Source organism: Microcystis sp. M169S2 (assembly GCF_020245865.1).
Classification (GTDB): Bacteria; Cyanobacteriota; Cyanobacteriia; order Cyanobacteriales; family Microcystaceae; genus Microcystis; species Microcystis ichthyoblabe_A.
Genome location: NZ_JADBUB010000185.1, coordinates 34,660 through 56,219, shown reverse-complemented (window position 1 = coordinate 56,219; position 21,560 = coordinate 34,660). Strand labels below are relative to the sequence as shown.

The following is a 21,560-nucleotide window of genomic DNA, read 5'->3' as shown; positions in this document are numbered from 1 at the left end:
TCTCAACGGTCTGGCAGGTTTTTATTACGCTCAAGGGAAATACGCAGAAGCAGAACCACTCCTGTTGCGCTCGCTGGCGATTACAGAAAAGCAATTAGGAAAAGAGCATCCTGATGTGGCGACCAGTCTCAACGGTCTGGCGAGTCTTTATCGGTCTCAAGGGAAATACGCAAAAGCAGAACCTCTCTTTTTGCGAGCGCTGGCGACTTGGGAAAAGCAATTAGGAAAAGAGCATCCTGCTGTGGCGACCAGTCTCAACAATCTGGCGAATCTTTATTACGCTCAAGGGAAATACGCAGAAGCAGAACCTCTCTTTTTGCGAGCGCTGGCTATTGATGAAAAAGTTTATGGGGAAAACCATCCATACGTTGCAAATGACATCAACGATCTGGCGAATCTTTATAAATTTCAAAGGAAATACGCAGAAGCAGAACCACTCTTGTTGCGAGCGCTGGCGATTTATAAAAAGCAATTAGGAGCAGAGCATCCTCATCTAGCGACCATTCTCAACAATTTGGCGAATCTTTATCACAATCAAGGGAAATACGCAGAAGCAGAACCTCTCTATTTGCAAGCGCTGGCGATTGGGGAAAAGCAATTAGGTAAAAATCATCCTAACGTGGCGAACAGTCTCAATAATCTGGCGAATCTTTATCACAATCAAGGGAAATATGCAGAAGCAGAACCTCTCTATTTGCAAGCGCTGGCGATTGGGGAAAAGCAATTAGGAGCAGAGCATCCTCATGTGGCCAACAGTCTCAACAGTCTGGCGAGTCTTTATCGCGATCAAGGAAAATACACAGAAGCAGAACCGCTTTATCAAAAAGCGATTGCTATTTGTTCGGAAAAATTAGGAGAAAACCACCCCGACACTCAAACAGTAAAAAATAATTATAATCTGATGCTTTCTCAACTTCCCGATGAGGAATTAAGCCAACGCTTTCCCCCTGAAATGGTGGAATATATCCAATCACTCCGTCATTCCTAGATTCTTTGTAATACCTTAATAATGCTCAAACTGCAATAAAATTACTCCAGCAGATAGTAAATGCCTAAAAAAATACGAGAACTCAAGTCTATACTTCTGAAAGCAGGGTTTACCTATCGCCCCGGTAAAGGTAGTCATACCGTTTGGAGCCATCCCCGTTTAGAATATAGCTTGACCCTGTCAGGCAAAGATAGTAGTGATGCTGATCGCTACCAGGAAAAAGACGTAAGAAATGCACTTCAGGAACTAGCAAACTTAAATCAAGGAGACAACCCATGAATTATTACTATAGTATTTTTATTCAATGGTCAGAAGAAGACAACAAATTTATCGCCCACCTCCCTGAATTTGGCCCCTATGCTCATACCCATGGTGAAACCTACCATGCAGCTCTACAAAATGCCCTTGAAGTTCTAGATCTCCTTATCGAAGACTACACTGCACGAGGCAAATCTCTCCCACCTCTCCGGGCTATTTCCGCATAGCCCAAATATTCTCAGTTCAGTAATATCTCCTAGTATTTAACCGTTCATAGAACATTTTATACCATGATCTCGGAAAAGCAAAAATAAACATTATGCAAGTTACGGCTTAGATCATTACTAAAGTTGTCATATCTCCTTCTTCTCGATCAGAACCAAAAAGCCCAAAATAAATAATGAAAACGTCAGCCAAGAAGCAATTTTTGCTTTATTATAAGACTAATCCCCACAAACCGTAAGCGATTTATGTATCAAGTCACCGTTGATTACGCCAAAGCCAACCTAGAAAAACTCTGCGATTGCACTGAAAAAGAACCCGATGGAGTAGTGATCGTTCGTGAAAATCGCAGTTATATTCTCATCACTCAAGAAGAATGGGAATCCTTAGCTGAAACCTCCGAACTCATGCAAGATTCCAAACTATTACAACATATTGCATCAGCACGACGAGAATATGCCGCAGGAGAAACCCTAACAATGGAACAAGTATTTGGATGACAACCTACACAATTGTCTTTTCTAAACAAGCGCGAAAAGATACCGACGAACTCACCCAAAAACAAAAAGTCAAACTTAAAGAAATTTTAACTAACATAATTGCAATTAATCCCTATATTGGCAAATCCTTAAAAGGCGATTTAGAAGGCTTGTATTCCTATCGCCTAAATCGAAAAGATCGTCTGCTTTATGAAATTTATGAAGACGATCAAACTATTCTGATTATTCGTACCAAAACACACTAGGGAGATTAGGTAAGAGCAGTCATAACGCCTGAAGTCATCCCCGTTTAGAATATAAGTACCTAAGCAAAATCAATTACACATATCTAACCCCCCCTTTGCCTCTTGCCTCTTGCATGAGTGCCTTTCTGCGCTAGGAAATTTATTTTGCACGACTACCTACTTATTTCACATTTATTCAGCAAACCCTAGTTAAATAATCTTTGCAGAAAAGTGCTTTGATCCCGCAGAAAAACCTGAGCGCAATTGCGCCCCGGCATTCCCGAAATTGAGCCGCCGGGGTGAGTTCCTGCCCCAGTTAAATAAAGGTTTTTAATGGGGGTTTTGTAGTTAGCTATTTCTGGCAAAGGACGCAGGAAAATCATCTGATCTAAGGTCATATCAAGATGATAGTAATTACCTTTATAGGAACCCAAACGATTAGCTAATTCGGCCGGACTTTCCACCCGACGGGCAATGATCGAAGATTTGAGATTGGGAGCATAATCGGCCAGTTTATCAAGAACTCGATCGGCCACGCGATTTTTTAATTCTTCCGTCCATCCCGTGCCGTTTAATCCTGTTCCCTCGGCCCCGGCAATCTGATAGGGGGCAAAAAATTCGATCCAGAGGGTATGCTTGCCCTGGGGAGCCATGGAGGGATCGAGAATAGTGGGTACATCTAGGTACATCGAGGGATTTTCGTCGGGAATCTGCCCCAAAATCGTTAAAGCGTGGGCTTGTTCAACGTGACGCACGGAATCGGCGATGAGAATCGTTCCCTGTAAATACTCCTCTTTGTGATCGTAAGCCTCGAACCTTGGCGCTTCGGCGAGGGCGCAGTCAATTTTAAGAATTGTTTCATTGTTATTGACAATTCGTCGTTCTACCCTTTCTCGCAATTCCGGATCGGCGGCATCCACATCGGCGGAGGCGACTAACTGTAAAAAAACTCGTCTAGCGTCAATATTAGAGATAACACCCGCTTTGGCCAGATATTCCTGTCCAGAGTCCACCCTAACCCCGATCGCTTGTCCTTCCTCGATTAGAATCTGTTTAACTTTCTGCTCGGTTAAAATCACCCCACCGAGACTAACAACACATTTCACCAGAGCCTCGGTTAGTGCGCCTGTACCACCACGAGGGCGAGCCACCCCGGGGGAATGACGCATCGCCATCATCATCATCCCAGAGGTAATGCCTTTTTGGGAGGGAGGAGCTCCAATTTCCGCCGCTAGACGAGCCAGGGGTGCTTTGACAAATTCGCTCTCAAACCACTCATTGAGGACATCTTCGGGGGAAGTAATCATCGTGCGGATGAAGTCGAGCAGTTTCTTTTTCGAGCCGATCGCTTTCCAGACACTAGCTAAGGCACTAGAGTTATAATTGCGGGCGATTCTGAGCAAATCTTGGGGCGGAGCGTTAAACCAGGGAGCGATCGCATTCATCAACTGCGCCCAATAGTCGATAAACTGAAGGTAGCGATCGGCATCTCGCGGACAAAACTGGGCAATTGCGGCGTGAGTTTTTTCCAGAGAGCGATAGGAAAGAAAATATTGGCCGGAGGGATGGGGACAGAAAACGGTAGGATCGAAGAATAAATACTCTAATCCGTGGCGTTTTAGCTCCAATTCCTCAATTACTGGTCCTAAAAAGATAAATTCGTGATCGATCGCACAGAGATTAAACTTAAAATCGGGGGCTAGATCCGGGATAACCGCTTCTGTGGTAGCCGCGCCTCCCGGTACGCTACGCTGTTCGAGAAGGAGGACGCGATAACCGGCTTTGAGGAGATAGGCGGCACAAACTAAACCATTATGCCCGGCACCGATGAGGATGACATCGTAACTTTCCATGCAGTTTCAAAAATTCCTATTTTTAATTTTGCGCTTTTCTTGACCCTAATATGTTAAAAATAGTTAAAGATTCGCTGCTATCAGCAGATTTCAGCGAGCAGTTATGAGTGAGCGGGTAGAAAACCTTTAATTTTTCCTTTTTTTTATGAGTTCTGCGATTAAAGTTATTCAACCATCCGGTATTTTAGATGGCAACCAAGCCAGCGAATTTCGCCAAGAAATTGCCGAAGCCGTGCAGGGAGGTTCCGAGGTTATTATCGTTGATTTCCAGAACGTCACCTTTATGGATAGTTCTGGTTTAGGGGCGTTAGTTTTATCCTTAAAAACCGTGCGTTCTGCGGGGGGTAAACTATTGATATGCTCGATTAATGATCAGATAAAAATGTTATTTGAATTGACTGATATGGATCGAGTTTTTGAAATTTTTAATAACCGAGAAGAATTAGAACAAAAAATTTTAGGAAGTTAAGTCAGCGAAAATCCACCTGCATAATCGAAAGATCATCCCTAAAATTGCCATCAAATTGTAAAGCTTGAATTTTTTTAATAAAATTATCGAGATTTTTGGCGTAATTACAATGATAATTTCGCAAAGATTGAATAAAGTTTTCTAGTCCCCACATCCTGCCATCAACACAATCGATCTCGTAAATTCCATCGCTAAAAAGATAAAGGCTACTGGGTAAATTCAGGCATTTAACCTGATTAATATACTCCGCTTCTGGAAACATCCCGATGGGAAAACCGGGGGCTTTCAGTCTGGTTTCAATCATCTGGCCAAAAGGTTTTTGAGTCAGGAGAACTGCTGGGGGATGACCGGCGCTGGCATAGGTTAACTGTTGTTGTTTCCGATCATAAATTCCGTACCAAATAGTAAAATATTTATCATTCTTAGGACTGATTTGATAAACTTGATTTAACCCTTGTAAAACCTGATTAGGTTGATAGTAATTCACCTGACTTAAACCACGGGAACGGAGTAAATTAATCACCGAAAGGGAAGGTAAAGCCGCTCGCAAACCATGGCCCGCCACATCTAAAAGATATAACATCAAATGATCCTTATCTAACCAATAATAATCAAAACCATCGCCCCCCAATCGACGAGAAGGAAGGAAGCGAAAATCGATAGCAAGTTTTGGAGAAATAAAAGGTTCTGGTAACAGCGATCGCACATAGTCCGCCGCCTCCGCTAACTCCATTTCTAGTAATTGTTTTTGCGCTTGCAGATCATGACTTAATTGATGCAAACGCATTCCCGCCCGCACACGCGCTTTTAACTCATTAATTTCGATCGGTTTGCATAAAAAATCATCGGCCCCCGCATCCAATCCCTTCACCCGATCCTCCACCGATCCCAAAGAAGTTAAGAGGATAAAAAAAGTCGTTGACAGTTGGGGATTAAGCTTAATTTGCCGGCAAACTTCCAACCCATCGATCCCCGGCATCATCCAATCACAAATAATCATCGCCGGTTTTAGTTGCCCCGCTTGCTTTAATCCCTCTTCCCCATCACTGGCAACAAAAACCTCGTATTCCTTCTGCAAGGCTCGTCTTAGGAACGTTTGAATTACTCCATCATCATCAATTACTAGAATTCGTACCATCTTTTTTATGACTTGACTATCTCAATCTTACTGCTTACCCCCGACCCCCTAAAAGATGACTTTGCTTATACCTCAAGAGAAGATTAAATCCAGAATCGAGCTAACACATCAGTCATAGTTTGGGAAAAATGGTATAACTTCTAGCGTAAGGCATTGCAGAGGTAAGCTGGGGGTGAAGATTTCTTTTCAGGTAGATAGCGATCTCAGGTCCTTAGATACCGTTTTAAAATATTTTGAGCAACTTGAACCAGCGGACATTCCCCAAAAAGACTGGCTCCAGTGTCAGCTTGCTCTTGCCGAAGGTTTTACCAATGCTGTCCGTCACGCTCACCGACACCTACCCCCCGAAATTCCGATCGAGATCGAGATTGAGATTACCCCTCACCAGATGGAAATTCGCATCTGGGATCGGGGTTCCGTCTTCGATTTAGAGGACTTTATCGAGAAAAACGCCTATCATGACTATAGTTTCTCTGGTCATGGGCAAGGACTGCCGATCCTCCGAAAAATCGCCGATCAACTCAGTTATACTCGCAACGAAGATCAGCGCAACTGTCTATTAATTATTAAACAATTTTCCCGCCATGAATCCGATCGCGCCCCTCGTTTCTCCTAGTTGGTTAGTTAACAATCTCGATCGCCCCGATCTGATGGTTATTGACTGTCGTTTTCAATTAAATGATCCCGATCTCGGTTATCAAGAGTATTTAGCCAATCATATTGAAAATGCCTTCTATTTACACCTCGATCGCGATTTATCGGCTCCCGTTGCCCGTCATGGCGGCCGTCATCCTTTACCGAATCCGCAGACAATAGCCGCTAAATTAAGCTCTTTAGGGGTGATTTCTGGTCAAACCCATGTCATCGCCTACGATGCCTCCCGTTTTGCCTTTGCCAGTCGTCTCTGGTGGTTATTACGTTATCTGGGCCATGAACGAGTCAGCATTCTCGATGGTGGTTGGCAAAATTGGTTAAATGCCGGTTATCCCGTCTCTAATCAGATACCTGTGCCGAAAACCGGCGCTTTCCTCCCCCAAGTTCAACAGGACTGGGTAGTGACGATCGAGGAGGTAAAAAGGCAAAAAGAGCAAGGGGGAGTGGTGTTAATTGATGCCAGGGAAAGCGATCGCTATCGGGGCGAAAGGGAACCGATCGATCCGATCGCCGGCCACATCGAGGGGGCGCTTAATTATCCCTGGTTGGAAGTCACCGATAGTCAGGGTTTTTCTCAACCCCTGGCCCAGCAAACACAACGTTGGCAAGAGCGGCAAGGCGATCGAGAAATTATCCTCTACTGTGGTTCAGGAGTGACAGCCTGTGTTAATATCTTTTCCCTGACCCTAGCCGGATACGAGAATGTTAAGCTATATTCTGGAGGTTGGAGTGATTGGTGTTCCTACCTGATCTAACCAGCCCTATTGATACCCATCTATCGAGAAAGATTATCAAAATGACCTAATTACTGTACAATCCCCCTATTATCACTTTTAATTATTCCGAAACTATTATCTAATTTGTCTCCCAGACAAAAAAGCTAATTTTTATTTTAGTTGCTATCCTTTTGCTCTCAAATCACCGCTATTCCCCAAAGAATAGTCGTTTCCCCCCGTAAAATTACTAAAAAGTAATTTTATAGTTAAACTGTATAAAAAATTAGGTATGTATTTTGTATGACAGAAGCCGGTCTTTGTCATTGTAATGGTGGCACCCGTCCGAAAGATCGCCTTTCGATTTTTGTGGATGGCAATAATATGTTTTATGCTCAACAAAAAAATGGTTGGTTTTTTGACCCGCGCAAGGTGTTAAATTACTTCACCAACGACCCGAATATTATGTTAATTAATGCCTTTTGGTATACGGGTTTAAAAGATTCCCAAGATCAAAGAGGTTTTCGCGATGCTTTAATTAGTTTGGGTTATACGGTGAGAACAAAAATTTTGAAAGAATATTATGATGATAGTTCCGGTCGTTTTTCCCAGAAAGCTAATTTAGATATCGAAATCGTCGTCGATATGTTTAATACCGTCGATCAATACGATCGAGTCATTTTATTTAGCGGTGATGGCGATTTTGAACGAGCGATCGAACTATTGCGCTCTAAAAATACTCATATTACCGTAGTTTCTACGGAAGGGATGATCGCTAGGGAATTGCGAAATGCCACCGATCGCTATATTGACCTGAATGATATTCGCAAAGATATCGAAAAAAGTGATTATTAACCGATCGTTGTGTCTTTAAACCGGCTATTTATCCCCTTTTTCCTTATTGGTAGTCCTCACCCCAAACCTTCTCCCAGAAGGGGATAGGTGAGGCAATTAACCATCTCTTGTTTATTTTTCCTTGAGTCGAAAGAGTAAAAACTGATTGACCTGATTCGGATTAAAATTATCATCGCTGACCAAAATCAAAGAGCGACTACCATCTGGTAATCTTGGACCGAGGGTCATTCCTTCCAAATTATCTAAATCAATCCCCAAAGTACCTAAATCTAGTAATAATTTTTTCCGCAAGGGTTGCACCTGTAAAGCTTCTAATTCTCCCGGTATTCTGGCGATTTTCGAGGTGTCAGTGGCACTCCCATTAACTACCTGAAATAGTTTCGCTCCAAAACCTTCTAAACCAAAAGTTCGCTCTAAACTGAGAAAATAACCCTCTTTTTCTAAAGCTAATAATTCCGTCAAACCGTAGTATCTCGCACCACTGGGTGGCTCATCTAACACATACAATTGTTCCGATACTAACACAGGCGCACCGATCGGATCGATCACATAATGAAGAAGTCGCACTCTGAGATTTTCTGCTCTTTTTCCCGTGGGACTATCTTGAATTAACGCGCTTTCTGTGGCAGTAAACAAACGAAAAGGATCGTCTTTGAGAGTGCTGGTAATCCCTAAAGTTAAGGATTCAAACCCTAAATTATCCTGTATTCCTTTTTGATTGCTATCATCCGGTAAAAAGCGATTAGGAATTAACAAAGACTCCTTTAATTGTCCCTGCAAATCAAATTCAGCAATAAAAGGAGCAATTCCCTCTTTAACCGCACCTTCACTGGAAATAAACAAAGTTTGTCGGGGCGAAAAAGCGATACCTTCCGAGTCGATCGATCCCTTTTTAAAAGTTTCTCCCTTGCCATCTTTTAGGAACGTGACCGCCTCTAAATTCACTTTTTCGATTTTTTCATCATTTATCTGCAAACTAGCCCGATAAAAGCGGGCTGGAGCTTTCTGAGAACGATCATCACTGAGCAGATAAAAGCGGTTATTGGCACGATCATAGGTAATTGCCGATAATCCCCCCACCCTTGTGTCTTGATAATCCGCTTGTGGTAATTGATATTCTCCCAAAAACTCGACCGAGAGGGGTAGAAACATTCGTTGTTCTGCCAAAACTTGTGGGGAGACACCACAGGCAGCCAGACTAAAGGTTACAATTAAACTAGCAATTAAACCCAAAATTGGGAAACGCAAATTTTCGGCAGTCAGTCTCTTATAGAATTGATCGATCACAAAATATAACCCTCTACTACGCTCTTATCAATCTATTATGCTACGTTTTTCTCTCGGTTTATGGCTCTGTTTGATCGGTACTTCCCTTCCTCTCCTAGCACAAACAGAAACCCCTGCACCCAATCCCCTCGAAACTCCCTTAAAAAGTCCTTTATTACCCGCAATCGATCGCCCTTTAACTCCCTTAGAGCGTCGTCAACTGTTATTATACATCGATCAACGCGATGCTGAAGCTCAAGCTAAATACGATGCGGGATTAAATGAGGAAGCTTTTCCTATCTGGTATGAAGTGATTAAATTAAATCGTTATTTAGGGGCCAAAGAAGAAGTAAAATCTTTGGGAAAAGTGGGGTTAGCAGCTTGGAATCGAGATCGAACCGAGGATGTTAAATTAATTACTGCTCGTTTAAAATCTCTGCAACAAACTGCGGAAACTAACCGGACAATGGACGGGGAATTATTAGCATTACTAGGTACATCCTATCAACAGGTACGAGCTTTTAATGAGGCGATAATCATCTATGATAAAATCCTAGCTAATGCCAGACAATCTGGCGATAATGCGGCAGTAGAAGCAACTTTAAATCAACTTGGTCAAATTCATTTATCCCGTTTTGATTATCAAAAAGCCGCCCCAGTCTATGAGGAATTATTAACTATTTCTAAGGCGCAAAATAATTCTTTAACTCAAGGGATATATCTGCAAAGACTAGCAGAAATTTATCGAGAATCTCTGCAACCAGCTAACGCAGTAAAAATTAAAGAAGAAATAGCTGAAACCGAGATCAGAAATCAGCAAATACAGTTAATTCCCGATCTAAAAATTCAAATTGGTTTAGATTATCAAGCTTTAAAAGATGCAAATAAAGCCAGCCAAAACTTTCAAGAAGCCTATTCTCTCGCTTTTGCTTTACAACAGTACGGCACCGCAGGAGAAGCTTTAAGTAAGTTAGCCGAACTTTATAAAAGTTATCAACAGGTAGATTATGCTTTACAAATCTATCAAGAATCAATTAAAGTCCATGAATTAGGCTATAATTACTACGGTTTAATGAATACCTACGATCAAATTGGTCAAATTTATCTAGAGAGAAAAAATTATCCCCAAGCTTTACTCGCTTTCCAAAAAGGTGCGGAATTAGCCCAAGCTATCCGTTATCGTGAACAATATTTTCAAACCCAAATCACCCAAATTAATCAAGCAATAAATAATCCTGAACAGTGATCTTTAAGTCTTTGAATAGTTAACTAATGGACAGAGAAATGGGGAAATGGGGACTAAGAAATATCTTCCCCAACACCCTAAAACCCTAAAACCCTAAAACCCAAAACCCAACCCACCAATGGAAAATTCCTATTCTGAATTAACCGAAGACTTGCTGAAATTGCTGCAACATTTGCCCCACTTAAAAGATAGTAAATGGATTCAAAGATCTCTGGAAGCAATAGTCAGAATTGCTGGCGAGGAAATCGATCGCCTCGATTGGAAAATTTTAACCTATGCGATCGAAGATCTAGAAAAGGGATTTCAGGTATTTTACCCCTACCGTCACATTCGTAAACTGACCATTTTTGGCTCGGCACGCATCAAACCCGAGAGCAGTGAATACCGTCTCGCAGTAGAATTCGCACGTCGTATCAGTCAATACGGTTTTATGGTGTTAACTGGTGCTGGGGGTGGCATCATGCAAGCAGGGAATGAAGGCGCCGGACGGGAAAATTCCTTCGGATTAAATATTCAGCTACCCTTTGAACAGGGGGCTAATCCCTATATCATAAATGATGCCAAATTAATCGATTTTAAATATTTCTTTACCAGAAAACTATTTTTTCTGCGGGAAAGTGACGCAGTAGCTTTATTCCCCGGTGGTTTCGGCACCCAAGATGAGGCCTTTGAGACGCTTACCCTCTGTCAAACGGGTAAATACGGACCTGCACCCCTAGTATTGATTGATGAGCCGGATGGGGATTACTGGCAAACTTGGCAAGAACAAATTAGTGAAAATCTGCAAAAAAGAGGACTGATATCCGCCGAAGATCGGAATTTTTATACTATTACCAACGATCTAGACCACGCTTGTCAAACAATTCGCCACTTCTATCGGGTGTATCACTCCAGCCGTTTTGTGGGAGAATCCTTTGTTATTCGTCTTAATCACGAACTAAGCAGGGAACAGATCGAACAAATTAACCAAAACTTCGGCGATATCCTAGTTAAGGGGAAAATCGAACCTAGTCAAATTCTAGAACGAGAGAATCGGGATTCCAGCCACCATTTACCTCGTCTAGTTTTTTACTTCAACGGCAAGAGTTACGGACGCTTGTATCAATTAATAGATCACATCAACGATTTAAGTCCTGTAGTTGCCCTTGAAGAGCATCCCGAGAAAAAATAAACCCTAGGCTAGAGTTTCCGGACAGTATCCTAAACCCTTAGTAAATTGTTGCCGAAAAGCCTCTATATCTTGCTGATCTGGGGTACCATGGGCAACGATCGCCACTTGGTAACGACGCATGACATCAATAGGAGATTGTCCTGTTTCCAAACTCCAAAAAACCATCTGGAGACGCATTTCTGGTTGATAGGGAATCCCTAACTCATTCATGTAGGCGCGAAAATCCCCGTGTTGGCAAGGAGTAAGCATTTGATTAAACTTTACCTTGACCACCCAACCGTTAATCTGATGAATAACCGTCATGACGGAGGAGGGTAGATGAGTCATCGATCGCAGGTATTCGGTGACTCGTAGCGTTAAACTAGCATTAGCAAGAAAATAGAGATAATCCATAGTGGCCGCTGGGCTGTTGGCTAATAGTCACAATTAGTGTTATATCTCTAGTCTGACGATAAACCGTTCCAGATACCAAGGGGAGAAATCCCCGATTTAGTGAAGTTCGCCTGGGTAGGATTACCCAACTTTTGCGAAGATCTTTATGATGATAACGACGATGATCCCTGACCAATCACTCTCCAGCTACGATTATCACCTTCCTCCGGAGTTAATTGCCCAAAATCCCGCAGAACCCCGAGACAGTTCCCGTCTTTTGGTAGTAGATTCTCCTAATAGTCATAATTTGGCTATTTTTCGGGATTTACCCACTTGGTTAGAGTCGGGGGATTTGCTGGTTTTCAACGATACTCGCGTGATTCCGGCCCGTTTATTTGGACGTAAAACCACGGGCGCCCCCATAGAAATATTACTATTGGAAGAACAGGATGACCATCGTTGGTTATCTCTAGTGAAACCGGGAAAACGCTTTAAAGTCGGTTCAGAAGTCCTTTTTTATCCGAAAACAGGGCGAACGGAAGACAAAGAAAAATTATGGTTAGCGAAAGTAATCGATCGAGATCTGAACACCAGTGGTCGTCTGCTGGAATTTCAACGTCATCCCGGACGCAGTTTTTGGGATATGTTGGAGGAGTACGGTCATATTCCTTTCCCCCCCTACGTCACCGAATCGGAGGCGGAAGAAGACCGTTATCAAACAGTTTACGCTGATAAACAGGGTTCTGTGGCCGCTCCCACGGCCGGATTACATTTTACTCCCGAATTATTCCATAAGCTCGCCCAGAAGGGTATAGATACCGCCTATATCACCCTTCATGTAGGAGTGGGAACCTTTCGTCCCGTGGAGGTAGAAAATATTACAGAACACCTAATGCACCAAGAATTTTTAGAGATTTCCGCCGAAACTGCCGAAAAAATTGCCCAAACAAAGGCTAGAGGTGGCCGGGTTATCGCCGTAGGAACCACGGTAGCTCGCGCCTTGGAAGGGGCAATTAAAGAAACTAAGAGCGATAAATTAACCGCTTTTCAGGGAAAAACCAATTTATTTGTCTATCCGGGTTATCAATGGCGAGTTATCGACGGCATGATCACTAATTTTCACCTACCCAAGTCCAGTTTGATGATGTTAGTCAGTGCCTTAGTCGGACGGGAAAGACTATTGGCATTGTATCAAGCAGCTATCCAAGAGCGTTTCCGTTTCTATTCCTTCGGTGACGCTATGTTAATCCTACCCAGCGCTTGCAGCAGTAATCGGTAAGTAGTTGGACAAAATTACATCCACACCCTAGAAAGAAGGAGGGCTAGAACTGCGGAAAGGGCAACAGGAAAAAGGTAAAAATATGTGTAAGCGGCCCGCGCATCTAAATTGGTCTAGGTCGATTATCGAACCACCTTTGGCCTGTTGTCTATCCTAACCAAGAAATGAAAAGAAAAGATATTAAAATCGGTCGCCGCTATTCTAGCAAACCCCTGCAAATATTTTTAATTATTGCCTTCATCGTCGCCGCTCCCTTTGCTATTTTTTATCTTATTGCCTTGGCTTATCTTTGGCAAGGCGATCGACTTTTGGCCGCGGGGGAGAAGGAATCGGCTCTGTCTGCTTACCGAACAGTTTTATCTTTTGACGAAAATTCAGTCCAAGCCCATATAAAAATCGCTCAGGTCTTGCAAAGTCAAAAACGCTATTCTGAAGCCTTAGAAGCCTATGATCGTGGCTTTATCGTTAATCATAAACCACCGATGGAACCCTCCCAAAGTAATTATTTAGTCGCTTTGGGAGATATCTTCGCGCAGGAAGAAAAATGGTCAGAGGCGATCGATGCTTACCAAAAAGCAATGATCATTAAACCAACTTTTAAAGCGCAATTTCAGCTAGGAAAAGCCCTCTATAGTTTACAACGTTGGGATGAGGCGGCGAAAGCTCTGCAAGCAGCGGTTTTTCTCGATCCTACTCAGGGAAAGGCCTATTTTTATCTGGGAAAGGCCTACAGTGAACAGCAACTCTGGCCAGAGGCCAGTTATGCCTATCAGCAAGCTCTAGAATTGACACCTAGTCAGGGTGAAACCTACAAAAAATTAGGAGAAACCCTAGCAAAACAGGGAAAATGGCAGGAAGCAGAGCAAATATATCGACAGGCTTTAATTTACGCTCCTAAAGATGGGGATATTTATAATTATTTAGGTAAAGCTTTAGCGGAACAGGGAAAACTAGGGGAAGCGATGGCAGTTTTTCAACAGGCACGCCAAATTAGTCCCAAAAATGCCGAGATTTACGAAAATCTCTGTTATATCTATATCAATAGCGGTCAGATCGATGCGGGTCTAAATTGGTGTCGGCAGGCCGTAGAAATCGATCCCAATTTATCAGAAGTTAGATTTATTTTACAGGAAATCCAACGGGGAAGATTAATTCACGACAATCCCGAATTATTAAAAATGCCAGAGATAATTCCCAGTGTTAAGAGTGATCCTCTGGTGAATTTAAAACGCTCAATTGTTAAAATTATCGTGCGCGGCAAAAATAACAATGGTATCGGCACAGGTTGGTTATTAAAACGAGATAAAGATAGAGCTTGGATCGTGACTAATCGCCATGTGGTCACGAATTCTCGTCAAGAAATCGATGCAGGGTCCCGCATTTTTGTGGAGTATTATAGCCAACCACCCCAGGGAAAAATTCGCAAGCGTTCAAAAGCTAAAATTCTCCACACTACCCCCGCTGACGACTGGCTCGATTTAGCAGTATTAGAGGTAAAAAATCCCCCCCCAGATTTAAAACCTTTAGCTTTAGCACCGCTACCTATTGCCCCTAATCAACCAGTAATCTCGATCGGTAATCCTTTTAATCAAAAAGATTGGACTGTCAGCAAAGGCACGGTTAATGATAATGACGAAAAATCCTTAAGTTTATCCATGTTTGTCGTTTCTGGACAGTCGGGAAGTCCAGTTTTAAACGATAAAAATCAAGTGGTGGGAGTGATTTCCCAAGCGAGTTTATTTTGTGATAATCCCTCCACTCCTAAACCCCTAGAAAATGCCGTTAAATTAGGCTGCGGTTTAGCGATTCCCATTGATAGAGTGCGAGAAAGGTTAAGGGAGTGGCAAGTTATTGTCAAGTAAAAATATGACAAATTTAATGATTAAGTAGGGATCATCTTATATTTAATTTCACCTCGCTTGCCCTGAACTAACTACATCCTTGCCAACTTGTTCGGCTAAAACTTCCCCAGTAAACTCGGCAATGGCAGCATCATAGTTTTTCACTTGATCGCACCATTGGAATTGAGAAGATAACTCATATAGCCTTTTTTCAGATCCTCCGGCTTTTCCCACTGATTTCTTGGCAAGCTTGCTGATTTAGCGATCGCCACCCAAAAGGCAATAACTAAGAAAAATTTGATAATCTTTTTCTGATTCATTAGACAGCTTTGGGGGTAGATTTATGGCTGTCATTGGGGAAAATAGATTTTATTTCAATTAAATAATAGCCTAAAATACAGGTAGCGACCACATTTTTTCTAACCATTATCAGTCTGATATTTAGAGTGATATAAGCTATCGGTTCCGATCTATACAATCTGTCAGTATTTGCATTTCGTAGGGAGTGATTGCGTGTTTTGGATCATTTTCTGGAATACCCGCCTCAGATGCACAATTTTTTACAAGCTTTGTCGCTGGATCATCCGCTTGTTGATATTCATCCCATTCTGAAGATGAGGGGGAATATGTTTCCTTTTGAGTTTCTGAAGATGAGGGGGAATATGTTTCCTTTTGAGTTTCTGAAGATGAGGGGGAATATGTTTCCTTTTGAGTCGGAAAATAACTATCGTTTATCCAAGCTAATGCGAACCCACCCAAAATAGTAAAAAAAATTATCCTCTTTATTGTTAGCGACATAACTCTATCCTGTTTTTTACAATAGCGTTACTATCCTACTTTAGTCAAGATAAGGGTTTAAAGGTATAGTGGTTAAATAAGAAAATAACCAATCTCCCCATTTTTCCCTCTCTCCAAGAAAAATTAATAAGAGTTAGACATAAGCGGGAATAGAATACATCCAATCTTATCATTATTTTTGACAAGAAAAACATAAAGAGTAACGAAGATCCTTATTAACCGCGAAAACGAGAGATGGTTTTCACCTGTCCTGGTGTTGCCTGATAACTGATAACTGATAACTGATAACTGGTCACTGATAACTGATAACTGCTATGCTACTCTAGGCAGAAAACCATTTGATCGAGAACACCGTGGCTAACCAAGAAGCAACTTCCCCCGCTATTCGTACCCCCTTATACAACTTAATTGCCCAACAAACCAGCAAATTTACCCCTTTTGCGGGTTGGGAGATGCCGATACAGTTTAGCGGCTTAAAAATCGAACATAATGCTGTCCGCAACGGTGTCGGGATGTTTGACATTTCCCACATGGGCAAATTTATCTTAACTGGAGATAATCTGGTTCAATCTCTCCAAACCCTAGTTCCTTCTAATTTAGCCCGTTTAAGGGCAGGAAAGGCACAGTATAGCGTTTTACTTAACCCAGACGGTGGCATCATCGATGATATTATCTTTTACTACCAAAGCGAAAGCCAAGGCGTATTAATTGTTAATGCCTCAACCACCGATAAAGATCGAGAATGGATTTTAGGCAATTTAGAGGGATCGGGGGTCAAATTAAAGGATTTATCGCGAGAAAGGGTCTTAATCGCCCTGCAAGGACCCAAGGCATCCACAATTTTACAGCCCTTGATCGGGGAAAAATTAAGCGATTTTGGCCTATTTAATCACTGGGAAAGCCAGCTTTTCGGGGAAAAAGTTTTTATCGCTAGGACCGGTTACACAGGAGAAGATGGCTTTGAAATTATGGCCCCTCCTGAAATCGGACAGCAACTTTGGACGGAATTCTTAAATTTAGGGGTGACTCCCTGCGGTTTAGGGGCGCGGGATACCCTGCGTTTAGAGGCAGCTTTAGCCCTTTATGGACAGGATATCGACGATAGCACGAGTCCCCTAGAGGCTGGCTTAAATTGGTTGGTTCATCTGCCAGAAAAAGGCGATTTTATCGGTCGCAATGTCCTTGAAGACCAAAAACTTAATGGTGTGAATCGGCACTTGGTGGGATTGCAGATGTCCGGCAAACATATCGCCCGTCACGATTATCCAGTAGTATTCGCTGGGGAAGTGGTGGGTAAAGTTACCAGCGGCACTTTATCACCAACTTTAAACACAGCGATCGCTTTAGCCTATCTTCCCACACCTTTCGCCTCGATCGGACAGGCGATCGAAGTAGAAATCCGCGGCACCACCTACCCCGCTACCGTCGTCAAAAAACCCTTTTATAAAAGTAAAAAGTAACGTAACTACCGAGGTCTTGACAAATTAGGAAAAAACCAGAACTTCCCCCTTGAGAACTTGAGTAAAAACTTGTTTGTTCTTTGTTCCTTCTTAAGTCCGTCTGTTGAGGGGGCTGAGAACTATTCTGAGTATTTAATCCCAGTCTCTTCTCCAGCTCGGCTATCTTTTCCCGCAGAGCTTGATTTTCCTTTTCTAATGCTTTAATTCTGTTGGCTTGTTCTTCGTAAGTCATGGTTCACATTCTACCGCCTTTTTTCTCTACCTCGGCAGTTACGATTTATTCAGCAAACCCTAAATAAGTAGTTGGACAAAAGTAAAGTTAACTTTGGGGTAAGGAGTCAGTAGCCGGTCGTCGGTCGTCAGTAAGAATTGCGGCAATTTACATTTCTTAAGATAGACAACAGAATTTATGTCCGACTACTTAGCAGTAAGGTTCTTGATGAGAGATAACCATTAGAAAGAGGTAAACTCCCAAACGCATCTACTGCTTATCGGCTCTCCTCGTTTCTGTGTGGAAGGAAGAAGAATAGGGATAATTTTCCAGAAATATACTCTTCAAATCTTCAAAGGGAGCATCTCACCTTTGTAACCCCCAAATCAGGTTTTATGTCAAGCTATTTTGAAAGCCTTGCTAGAAACCAGTTTTAGGGACAAGTATAATGACTCACTTGCATAAATGAGATGCTCCCGAATTGACTCTTCAAAGCCTTGCCGTCGCCAAGACTCCTACGAATGATCAGCACTGATGATCACACAAAGTCGAGAAGAGCAGCTTACCTTCTTGCTTAACATCCTAAACTTCGAGAAGAGCAGCTTATCTTCTCCCTTAACATCCTAAACTTCGATTGTCACTGCTGAAACTTACCCATATACTTGTGAACAAGTTACAACTATAGAGTAGATGCTAAAGTTTTCCCTTTAACATTTCTCTGGAAAATCCTTTGAATAATTGAATACCTTGGCTTATATACCGTGATTTTATCAAGGTTATTTTGAGTGCCAATGAGATAGTTGTAATTGCTAAATGACAATAAATCATAAGCTTTCGGGAAATACCGAAAAAAGACCTGGCTGGGTTCCGTCGCTCCTAGGATAACCAGATAGTTATCAAACACAATTATTGTCCTCAAAACAAGGAAAAAAATGCCGAAAACTCAAAGCGATAAAAGCGATAAAATCGCTAATCCTATAGCCGTTGTCGGGATGGGTTGCCATTACCCTGGTGCCAACCAATTAAGCGAACTTTGGGAGAATATTTTAGCGCGTCGTTGTCAATTTCGCCAGTTTCCCGATCAACGTTTACCACTCTCGGAATATTATGATCCCGATCCCGCCACTCCCGATAAAACCTACGGAACACGCGGGTCCTTCATTGATGGCTTTCAATTCGACTGGGTTAATCGTCGAGTTCCGAAAAAAACGGTCGATGGAACCGACATCGTGCATTGGTTAGCCTTAGAAGTAGCCGACAAAGCGATCGAAGATGCTGGGTATCGTCGAGATACCATTCCCACCCAAAAAACCGGGGTCATTCTCGGCAATTCCTTAACTGGAGAACATACTCGCTCGAATGTGATGCGGTTACGTTGGCCCTATGTACGAAGAGCCTTGCGAGCCGCTGCCGAAGTCAAAGGACTGTCTGGAACAATTGTGGAAGAACTTCTCGAAACAATGGAGAAATTCTATAAATCCGTTTTCCCACCCATTACCGAAGATACCCTAGCTGGAGGACTGTCCAACACCATAGCCGGACGAATCTGTAACTTTTTTAATTTTGACGGTGGTGGTTATACCGTCGATGGCGCTTGTTCCTCCTCCCTAATCGCCGTTGTCACTGCCGCCAACGCTTTAAGTAATGGCGATTTAGACATGGCCTTAGCCGGTGGCATTGATATCAGTCTCGATACCTTTGAATTAATTGGTTTCGCCAAAACCGGCGCACTGACGGCTCAGGATATGAGGGTTTATGATCGCCGTGCCAGTGGCTTTATCCCTGGGGAGGGAGCTGGTTTTGTCGTTCTCAAACGATTAGCCGACGCACAGGCCAATGGCGACTACATTTATGCCCTGTTGGACGGTTGGGCTCTGTCCTCCGACGGCAAAGGAGGCATTACCGCACCCTCCAAGGTGGGACAGTCCAAAGCCCTATTAAGAGCTTACGAAAAAGCCAGTTATAGTCCCCAGTCTCTTCATTTTATTGAAGGACATGGAACCGGAACCCCCGTAGGCGATCGGGCTGAAATTGAAGGGGTAGCCCTAGCCATGAACGCCTCGAAACCTGCCCCCCCTCGTTCCTGTGGCATGACTTCTTTTAAATCCCTAGTTGGTCATACGAAAGCGGCGGCCGGGATCGGGGGTTTCATTAAAGCGGTCATGGCGGTTAATCAGCGGATCGTTCCCCCTACCGTTAACTGTCAAGAACCGAATCCGGTTTTCGAGGAGAGCGCCCAATGTTTATATCCAGTGCAACTAGGGGAAATCTACCCGGAAACGGAGATTTTACGGGCGGGAGTGTCGGCGATGGGTTTTGGAGGCATTAACTCCCATGTGACCCTTTCTTCTGGTGATGCACCCTCCCCCCGGTTAAAACCCAGTTTAGACCAGCGTTCGCTTTTAGTCTCCAACCAAGATAGCGAAATCTTTGTCTTCGGGGCTAATTCTCTTGCCCAACTGCTGGAATATCTGCAAATTTTCTCAGAACAAGCCAAAGGGATGAGTTTAGCAGATATGGTGGATTTAGCAGCGCAGAATGCTCAAACATTGTCCCCTCAGACTTCAATTCGCGCCGCCATTGTGGCAGAAAACCCCAGAGAATTACTGGAGCGCTTGGAGCATTTAATCAACATTCTTCACTCTCAACCCCCAGCCGCGGGAGAAACATATATATCCCAGCGAAAAGACATCTGGCTCGCCCATCAAGTGCAGCGTTCTCGAGTAGCTTTTCTCTTTCCAGGACAAGGTTCACAAAAGCTGAACATGGCCCGGACTTTGGTGGAGCGATATTCTTGGGCAAGAGAGTTAGTGCAACAGGCAGATTTATGGCTGATTGAATCTGGTTTTGAACCGATTAGTCCATTAATTTACCGTCCTCTTGACCGCGCTGTTAACCAACAACAAGTAGAACAATGGTTTAACGCTCTCACCGATGTTGCACCGCAAGCAATCTGCTTGACTTCACTACTGTGGAAGCATTACCTGAAACGACTTGGACTGGAACCAGTGGCACTAGGGGGTCATAGTTTGGGCGAATTGACTGCTTTTGAAGCGGCTGGTGCTTATGATGAAAAAACCCTCCTTTGCTTTGCCGCAATGCGGGGAAAAGCAATGACAGTTAAGGGCGATTCTATCGGGACAATGGCGAGTTTAGCTTGCTCGGATGCCACCGCGCAAAAGCTCTTACAAGGGATTTCTGGTTATGTAACCGTTGCTAATATCAATAGTCCTCAACAGACGGTTATTTCTGGAGAAAAAACCAGTGTTGCTGCTGTTTGTGACCTGGCATTAGCCCAAGAAATTCAAGTCCGCCAACTTCCGGTAGCAAATGCTTTTCACTCCCAAATGGTGGCGAAAGCAGCTGAATATTTGCGAAAAGAAGCTCCCATTCCTGAGATTTTAGAACAGGTTTCTCTGCCTCTATTCACCAGCGTTAACGGACAGATAATTAATTCAGGACTCAACTTAAAAGAACACTTTGCTCATCAGATTGTTGCTCAGGTAAATTTTGTTTCTCTTGTTGAAAATCTGAAGAATAAATGTGACTTGATAGTTGAAGTTGGAATGGGAAAAGTGATTTCTGGTTTAGTGGGGGCAATAGTTCCCTCTCCCCTCTGTTTTCCCCTAGAGTCAAAACCGGGTATCGCTCGCGATTTGAATACTTTTTTAGCCGCTTACTTTGTGCAAGGAGGCGAAGTAAACTGGCAAGCTTTGTATGAACAACGATTGGTTCGTCCTTTTATCCCAGCTGCTGAGCGTCTGTTTATTGATAATCCCTGCGAACGATCTTTTCCAGTATCTCTTGAAGAGATGGAGCCGAGTTCTGCCTTTTCTTGGGAAAAGATACAACAGTCATCACCCAATCTGACTCTCGCTCATTCCTCTAATTTTGCCCAATCAGAAAGTCTTTTTGCAGATGATGAACTAACGACAGTCTTAGCAAATTACCTGCTGGAACGTGGTTCTTTTCTCTCTGAGTTAATCAGTGCCGATATCCAAAGCTTACCCTTTGTAAACACTCACAATGCCTAGAGGACATT

At 43.0% G+C, this 21,560-nt stretch carries 22 protein-coding genes; 15 read left to right on the top strand and 7 right to left on the bottom strand.

Annotated elements, in window-relative coordinates:
* The 5 genes from IM485_RS17785 to IM485_RS17765 form a co-directional block, all read left to right on the top strand.
* Positions 1-988 (top strand): tetratricopeptide repeat protein (locus tag IM485_RS17785; protein WP_287744703.1); only part of this gene is annotated, 988 nt, incomplete at its 5' end.
* A gap of 60 nt (positions 989-1,048) precedes the next feature.
* Positions 1,049-1,267: a type II toxin-antitoxin system HicA family toxin gene (locus IM485_RS17780; RefSeq protein ID WP_002737958.1), complete on the top strand. Its 219-nt coding sequence runs from the start codon at positions 1,049-1,051 to the stop codon at positions 1,265-1,267.
* Entirely contained in the window at positions 1,264-1,473 is a 210-nt protein-coding gene (locus IM485_RS17775) for a type II toxin-antitoxin system HicB family antitoxin (protein ID WP_002737731.1), read from the top strand. The genes IM485_RS17780 and IM485_RS17775 overlap by 4 nt, the downstream gene beginning before the upstream one ends.
* 243 nt (positions 1,474-1,716) lie before the next feature.
* The gene (locus tag IM485_RS17770; RefSeq protein WP_104398154.1) at positions 1,717-1,968 is read left to right on the top strand and encodes a type II toxin-antitoxin system Phd/YefM family antitoxin; all 252 of its coding nucleotides are present in this window, start codon (positions 1,717-1,719) and stop codon (positions 1,966-1,968) included.
* Positions 1,965-2,213, top strand: coding sequence for a type II toxin-antitoxin system mRNA interferase toxin, RelE/StbE family (locus IM485_RS17765; RefSeq protein ID WP_002751947.1), 249 nt, complete (start codon positions 1,965-1,967; stop codon positions 2,211-2,213). The genes IM485_RS17770 and IM485_RS17765 overlap by 4 nt, the downstream gene beginning before the upstream one ends.
* 185 nt (positions 2,214-2,398) lie before the next feature.
* Here IM485_RS17765 and crtO read toward each other — a convergent pair whose 3' ends face one another.
* Positions 2,399-4,045: a beta-carotene ketolase CrtO gene (gene crtO / locus IM485_RS17760; protein WP_287744700.1), complete on the bottom strand. Its 1,647-nt coding sequence runs from the start codon at positions 4,043-4,045 to the stop codon at positions 2,399-2,401.
* Positions 4,046-4,190: 145 nt separating this feature from the next.
* On the opposite strand from crtO, the gene IM485_RS17755 reads away from it, so the two are divergent.
* The gene (locus tag IM485_RS17755; protein ID WP_194014054.1) at positions 4,191-4,514 is read left to right on the top strand and encodes an STAS domain-containing protein; all 324 of its coding nucleotides are present in this window, start codon (positions 4,191-4,193) and stop codon (positions 4,512-4,514) included.
* 1 nt (position 4,515) lies between these two features.
* Here IM485_RS17755 and IM485_RS17750 read toward each other — a convergent pair whose 3' ends face one another.
* On the bottom strand, positions 4,516-5,652 hold the full coding sequence (locus IM485_RS17750; protein ID WP_287744698.1) for a SpoIIE family protein phosphatase: 1,137 nt from the start codon (positions 5,650-5,652) through the stop codon (positions 4,516-4,518).
* 172 nt (positions 5,653-5,824) lie between these two features.
* On the opposite strand from IM485_RS17750, the gene IM485_RS17745 reads away from it, so the two are divergent.
* The 3 genes from IM485_RS17745 (at position 5,825) to IM485_RS17735 (ending at position 7,874) form a co-directional block, all read left to right on the top strand.
* Complete coding sequence (locus IM485_RS17745) at positions 5,825-6,268, top strand: ATP-binding protein (protein ID WP_287744695.1); 444 nt, start codon at positions 5,825-5,827, stop codon at positions 6,266-6,268.
* The gene (locus IM485_RS17740) at positions 6,237-7,061 is read left to right on the top strand and encodes a sulfurtransferase (RefSeq protein WP_104398148.1); all 825 of its coding nucleotides are present in this window, start codon (positions 6,237-6,239) and stop codon (positions 7,059-7,061) included. Before IM485_RS17745 ends, IM485_RS17740 begins: the two co-directional genes overlap by 32 nt.
* Positions 7,062-7,322: 261 nt before the next feature.
* Complete coding sequence (locus IM485_RS17735; protein ID WP_002751943.1) at positions 7,323-7,874, top strand: LabA-like NYN domain-containing protein; 552 nt, start codon at positions 7,323-7,325, stop codon at positions 7,872-7,874.
* A 111-nt stretch (positions 7,875-7,985) separates the two neighbouring features.
* Here IM485_RS17735 and IM485_RS17730 read toward each other — a convergent pair whose 3' ends face one another.
* Positions 7,986-9,161, bottom strand: coding sequence for an esterase-like activity of phytase family protein (locus IM485_RS17730; protein ID WP_104398147.1), 1,176 nt, complete (start codon positions 9,159-9,161; stop codon positions 7,986-7,988).
* Positions 9,162-9,198: 37 nt separating this feature from the next.
* Between IM485_RS17730 and IM485_RS17725 the strand changes: the two genes are divergently transcribed.
* Both IM485_RS17725 and IM485_RS17720 read left to right on the top strand, forming a co-directional pair.
* Positions 9,199-10,386, top strand: a complete 1,188-nt coding sequence (locus tag IM485_RS17725) for a tetratricopeptide repeat protein (RefSeq protein ID WP_104398146.1) — start codon at positions 9,199-9,201, stop codon at positions 10,384-10,386.
* A 118-nt stretch (positions 10,387-10,504) separates the two neighbouring features.
* Positions 10,505-11,557: an LOG family protein gene (locus IM485_RS17720; RefSeq protein WP_287744689.1), complete on the top strand. Its 1,053-nt coding sequence runs from the start codon at positions 10,505-10,507 to the stop codon at positions 11,555-11,557.
* Positions 11,558-11,560: 3 nt separating this feature from the next.
* On the opposite strand, the gene IM485_RS17715 is transcribed toward IM485_RS17720, so the two are convergent.
* The gene (locus tag IM485_RS17715; protein WP_002782053.1) at positions 11,561-11,950 is read right to left on the bottom strand and encodes a hypothetical protein; all 390 of its coding nucleotides are present in this window, start codon (positions 11,948-11,950) and stop codon (positions 11,561-11,563) included.
* A gap of 160 nt (positions 11,951-12,110) precedes the next feature.
* On the opposite strand from IM485_RS17715, the gene queA reads away from it, so the two are divergent.
* Together queA and IM485_RS17705 are read left to right on the top strand one after the other, a co-directional pair.
* Positions 12,111-13,208 carry a tRNA preQ1(34) S-adenosylmethionine ribosyltransferase-isomerase QueA gene (queA, locus tag IM485_RS17710; protein ID WP_104398144.1) on the top strand — a complete coding sequence of 366 codons (1,098 nt, stop codon included), beginning with the start codon at positions 12,111-12,113 and terminating at the stop codon, positions 13,206-13,208.
* 164 nt (positions 13,209-13,372) lie between these two features.
* The gene (locus IM485_RS17705; protein ID WP_104398143.1) at positions 13,373-15,070 is read left to right on the top strand and encodes a serine protease; all 1,698 of its coding nucleotides are present in this window, start codon (positions 13,373-13,375) and stop codon (positions 15,068-15,070) included.
* Positions 15,071-15,210: 140 nt separating this feature from the next.
* Here the strand turns inward: IM485_RS17705 and IM485_RS17700 are convergent, their stop codons facing one another.
* Together IM485_RS17700 and IM485_RS17695 are read right to left on the bottom strand one after the other, a co-directional pair.
* Positions 15,211-15,369 carry a hypothetical protein gene (locus tag IM485_RS17700; RefSeq protein ID WP_155117891.1) on the bottom strand — a complete coding sequence of 53 codons (159 nt, stop codon included), beginning with the start codon at positions 15,367-15,369 and terminating at the stop codon, positions 15,211-15,213.
* 136 nt (positions 15,370-15,505) lie between these two features.
* A complete protein-coding gene (locus IM485_RS17695; RefSeq protein ID WP_069474035.1) occupies positions 15,506-15,847 on the bottom strand; it encodes a hypothetical protein in 342 nt (113 codons plus the stop codon).
* Positions 15,848-16,200: 353 nt separating this feature from the next.
* On the opposite strand from IM485_RS17695, the gene gcvT reads away from it, so the two are divergent.
* Positions 16,201-17,307 (top strand): glycine cleavage system aminomethyltransferase GcvT, encoded by a 1,107-nt coding sequence (gene gcvT, locus IM485_RS17690; RefSeq protein ID WP_104398142.1) that lies wholly within the window; start codon positions 16,201-16,203, stop codon positions 17,305-17,307.
* Here the strand turns inward: gcvT and IM485_RS22815 are convergent.
* Complete coding sequence (locus IM485_RS22815; protein WP_104398141.1) at positions 17,276-17,539, bottom strand: DUF6444 domain-containing protein; 264 nt, start codon at positions 17,537-17,539, stop codon at positions 17,276-17,278. The two genes, gcvT and IM485_RS22815, sit on opposite strands and share 32 nt — an antisense overlap.
* A 911-nt stretch (positions 17,540-18,450) precedes the next feature.
* On the opposite strand from IM485_RS22815, the gene IM485_RS17685 reads away from it, so the two are divergent.
* Positions 18,451-21,552: a type I polyketide synthase gene (locus tag IM485_RS17685; protein WP_104398140.1), complete on the top strand. Its 3,102-nt coding sequence runs from the start codon at positions 18,451-18,453 to the stop codon at positions 21,550-21,552.
* The last annotated feature ends 8 nt before the right edge of the window (positions 21,553-21,560 follow it).

Coding starts and splice junctions, on each gene's coding strand:
- IM485_RS17780 (WP_002737958.1), top strand. CDS start 1,049: ATGCCTAAAAAAATACGAGAACTCAAGTCTATACTTCTGAAAGCAGGG.
- IM485_RS17775 (WP_002737731.1), top strand. CDS start 1,264: ATGAATTATTACTATAGTATTTTTATTCAATGGTCAGAAGAAGACAAC.
- IM485_RS17770 (WP_104398154.1), top strand. CDS start 1,717: ATGTATCAAGTCACCGTTGATTACGCCAAAGCCAACCTAGAAAAACTC.
- IM485_RS17765 (WP_002751947.1), top strand. CDS start 1,965: ATGACAACCTACACAATTGTCTTTTCTAAACAAGCGCGAAAAGATACC.
- crtO (WP_287744700.1), bottom strand. CDS start 4,045: ATGGAAAGTTACGATGTCATCCTCATCGGTGCCGGGCATAATGGTTTA.
- IM485_RS17755 (WP_194014054.1), top strand. CDS start 4,191: ATGAGTTCTGCGATTAAAGTTATTCAACCATCCGGTATTTTAGATGGC.
- IM485_RS17750 (WP_287744698.1), bottom strand. CDS start 5,652: ATGGTACGAATTCTAGTAATTGATGATGATGGAGTAATTCAAACGTTC.
- IM485_RS17740 (WP_104398148.1), top strand. CDS start 6,237: ATGAATCCGATCGCGCCCCTCGTTTCTCCTAGTTGGTTAGTTAACAAT.
- IM485_RS17735 (WP_002751943.1), top strand. CDS start 7,323: ATGACAGAAGCCGGTCTTTGTCATTGTAATGGTGGCACCCGTCCGAAA.
- IM485_RS17725 (WP_104398146.1), top strand. CDS start 9,199: ATGCTACGTTTTTCTCTCGGTTTATGGCTCTGTTTGATCGGTACTTCC.
- IM485_RS17720 (WP_287744689.1), top strand. CDS start 10,505: ATGGAAAATTCCTATTCTGAATTAACCGAAGACTTGCTGAAATTGCTG.
- IM485_RS17715 (WP_002782053.1), bottom strand. CDS start 11,950: ATGGATTATCTCTATTTTCTTGCTAATGCTAGTTTAACGCTACGAGTC.
- queA (WP_104398144.1), top strand. CDS start 12,111: ATGATCCCTGACCAATCACTCTCCAGCTACGATTATCACCTTCCTCCG.
- IM485_RS17705 (WP_104398143.1), top strand. CDS start 13,373: ATGAAAAGAAAAGATATTAAAATCGGTCGCCGCTATTCTAGCAAACCC.
- IM485_RS17700 (WP_155117891.1), bottom strand. CDS start 15,369: ATGAATCAGAAAAAGATTATCAAATTTTTCTTAGTTATTGCCTTTTGG.
- IM485_RS17695 (WP_069474035.1), bottom strand. CDS start 15,847: ATGTCGCTAACAATAAAGAGGATAATTTTTTTTACTATTTTGGGTGGG.
- IM485_RS22815 (WP_104398141.1), bottom strand. CDS start 17,539: ATGACTTACGAAGAACAAGCCAACAGAATTAAAGCATTAGAAAAGGAA.
- IM485_RS17685 (WP_104398140.1), top strand. CDS start 18,451: ATGCCGAAAACTCAAAGCGATAAAAGCGATAAAATCGCTAATCCTATA.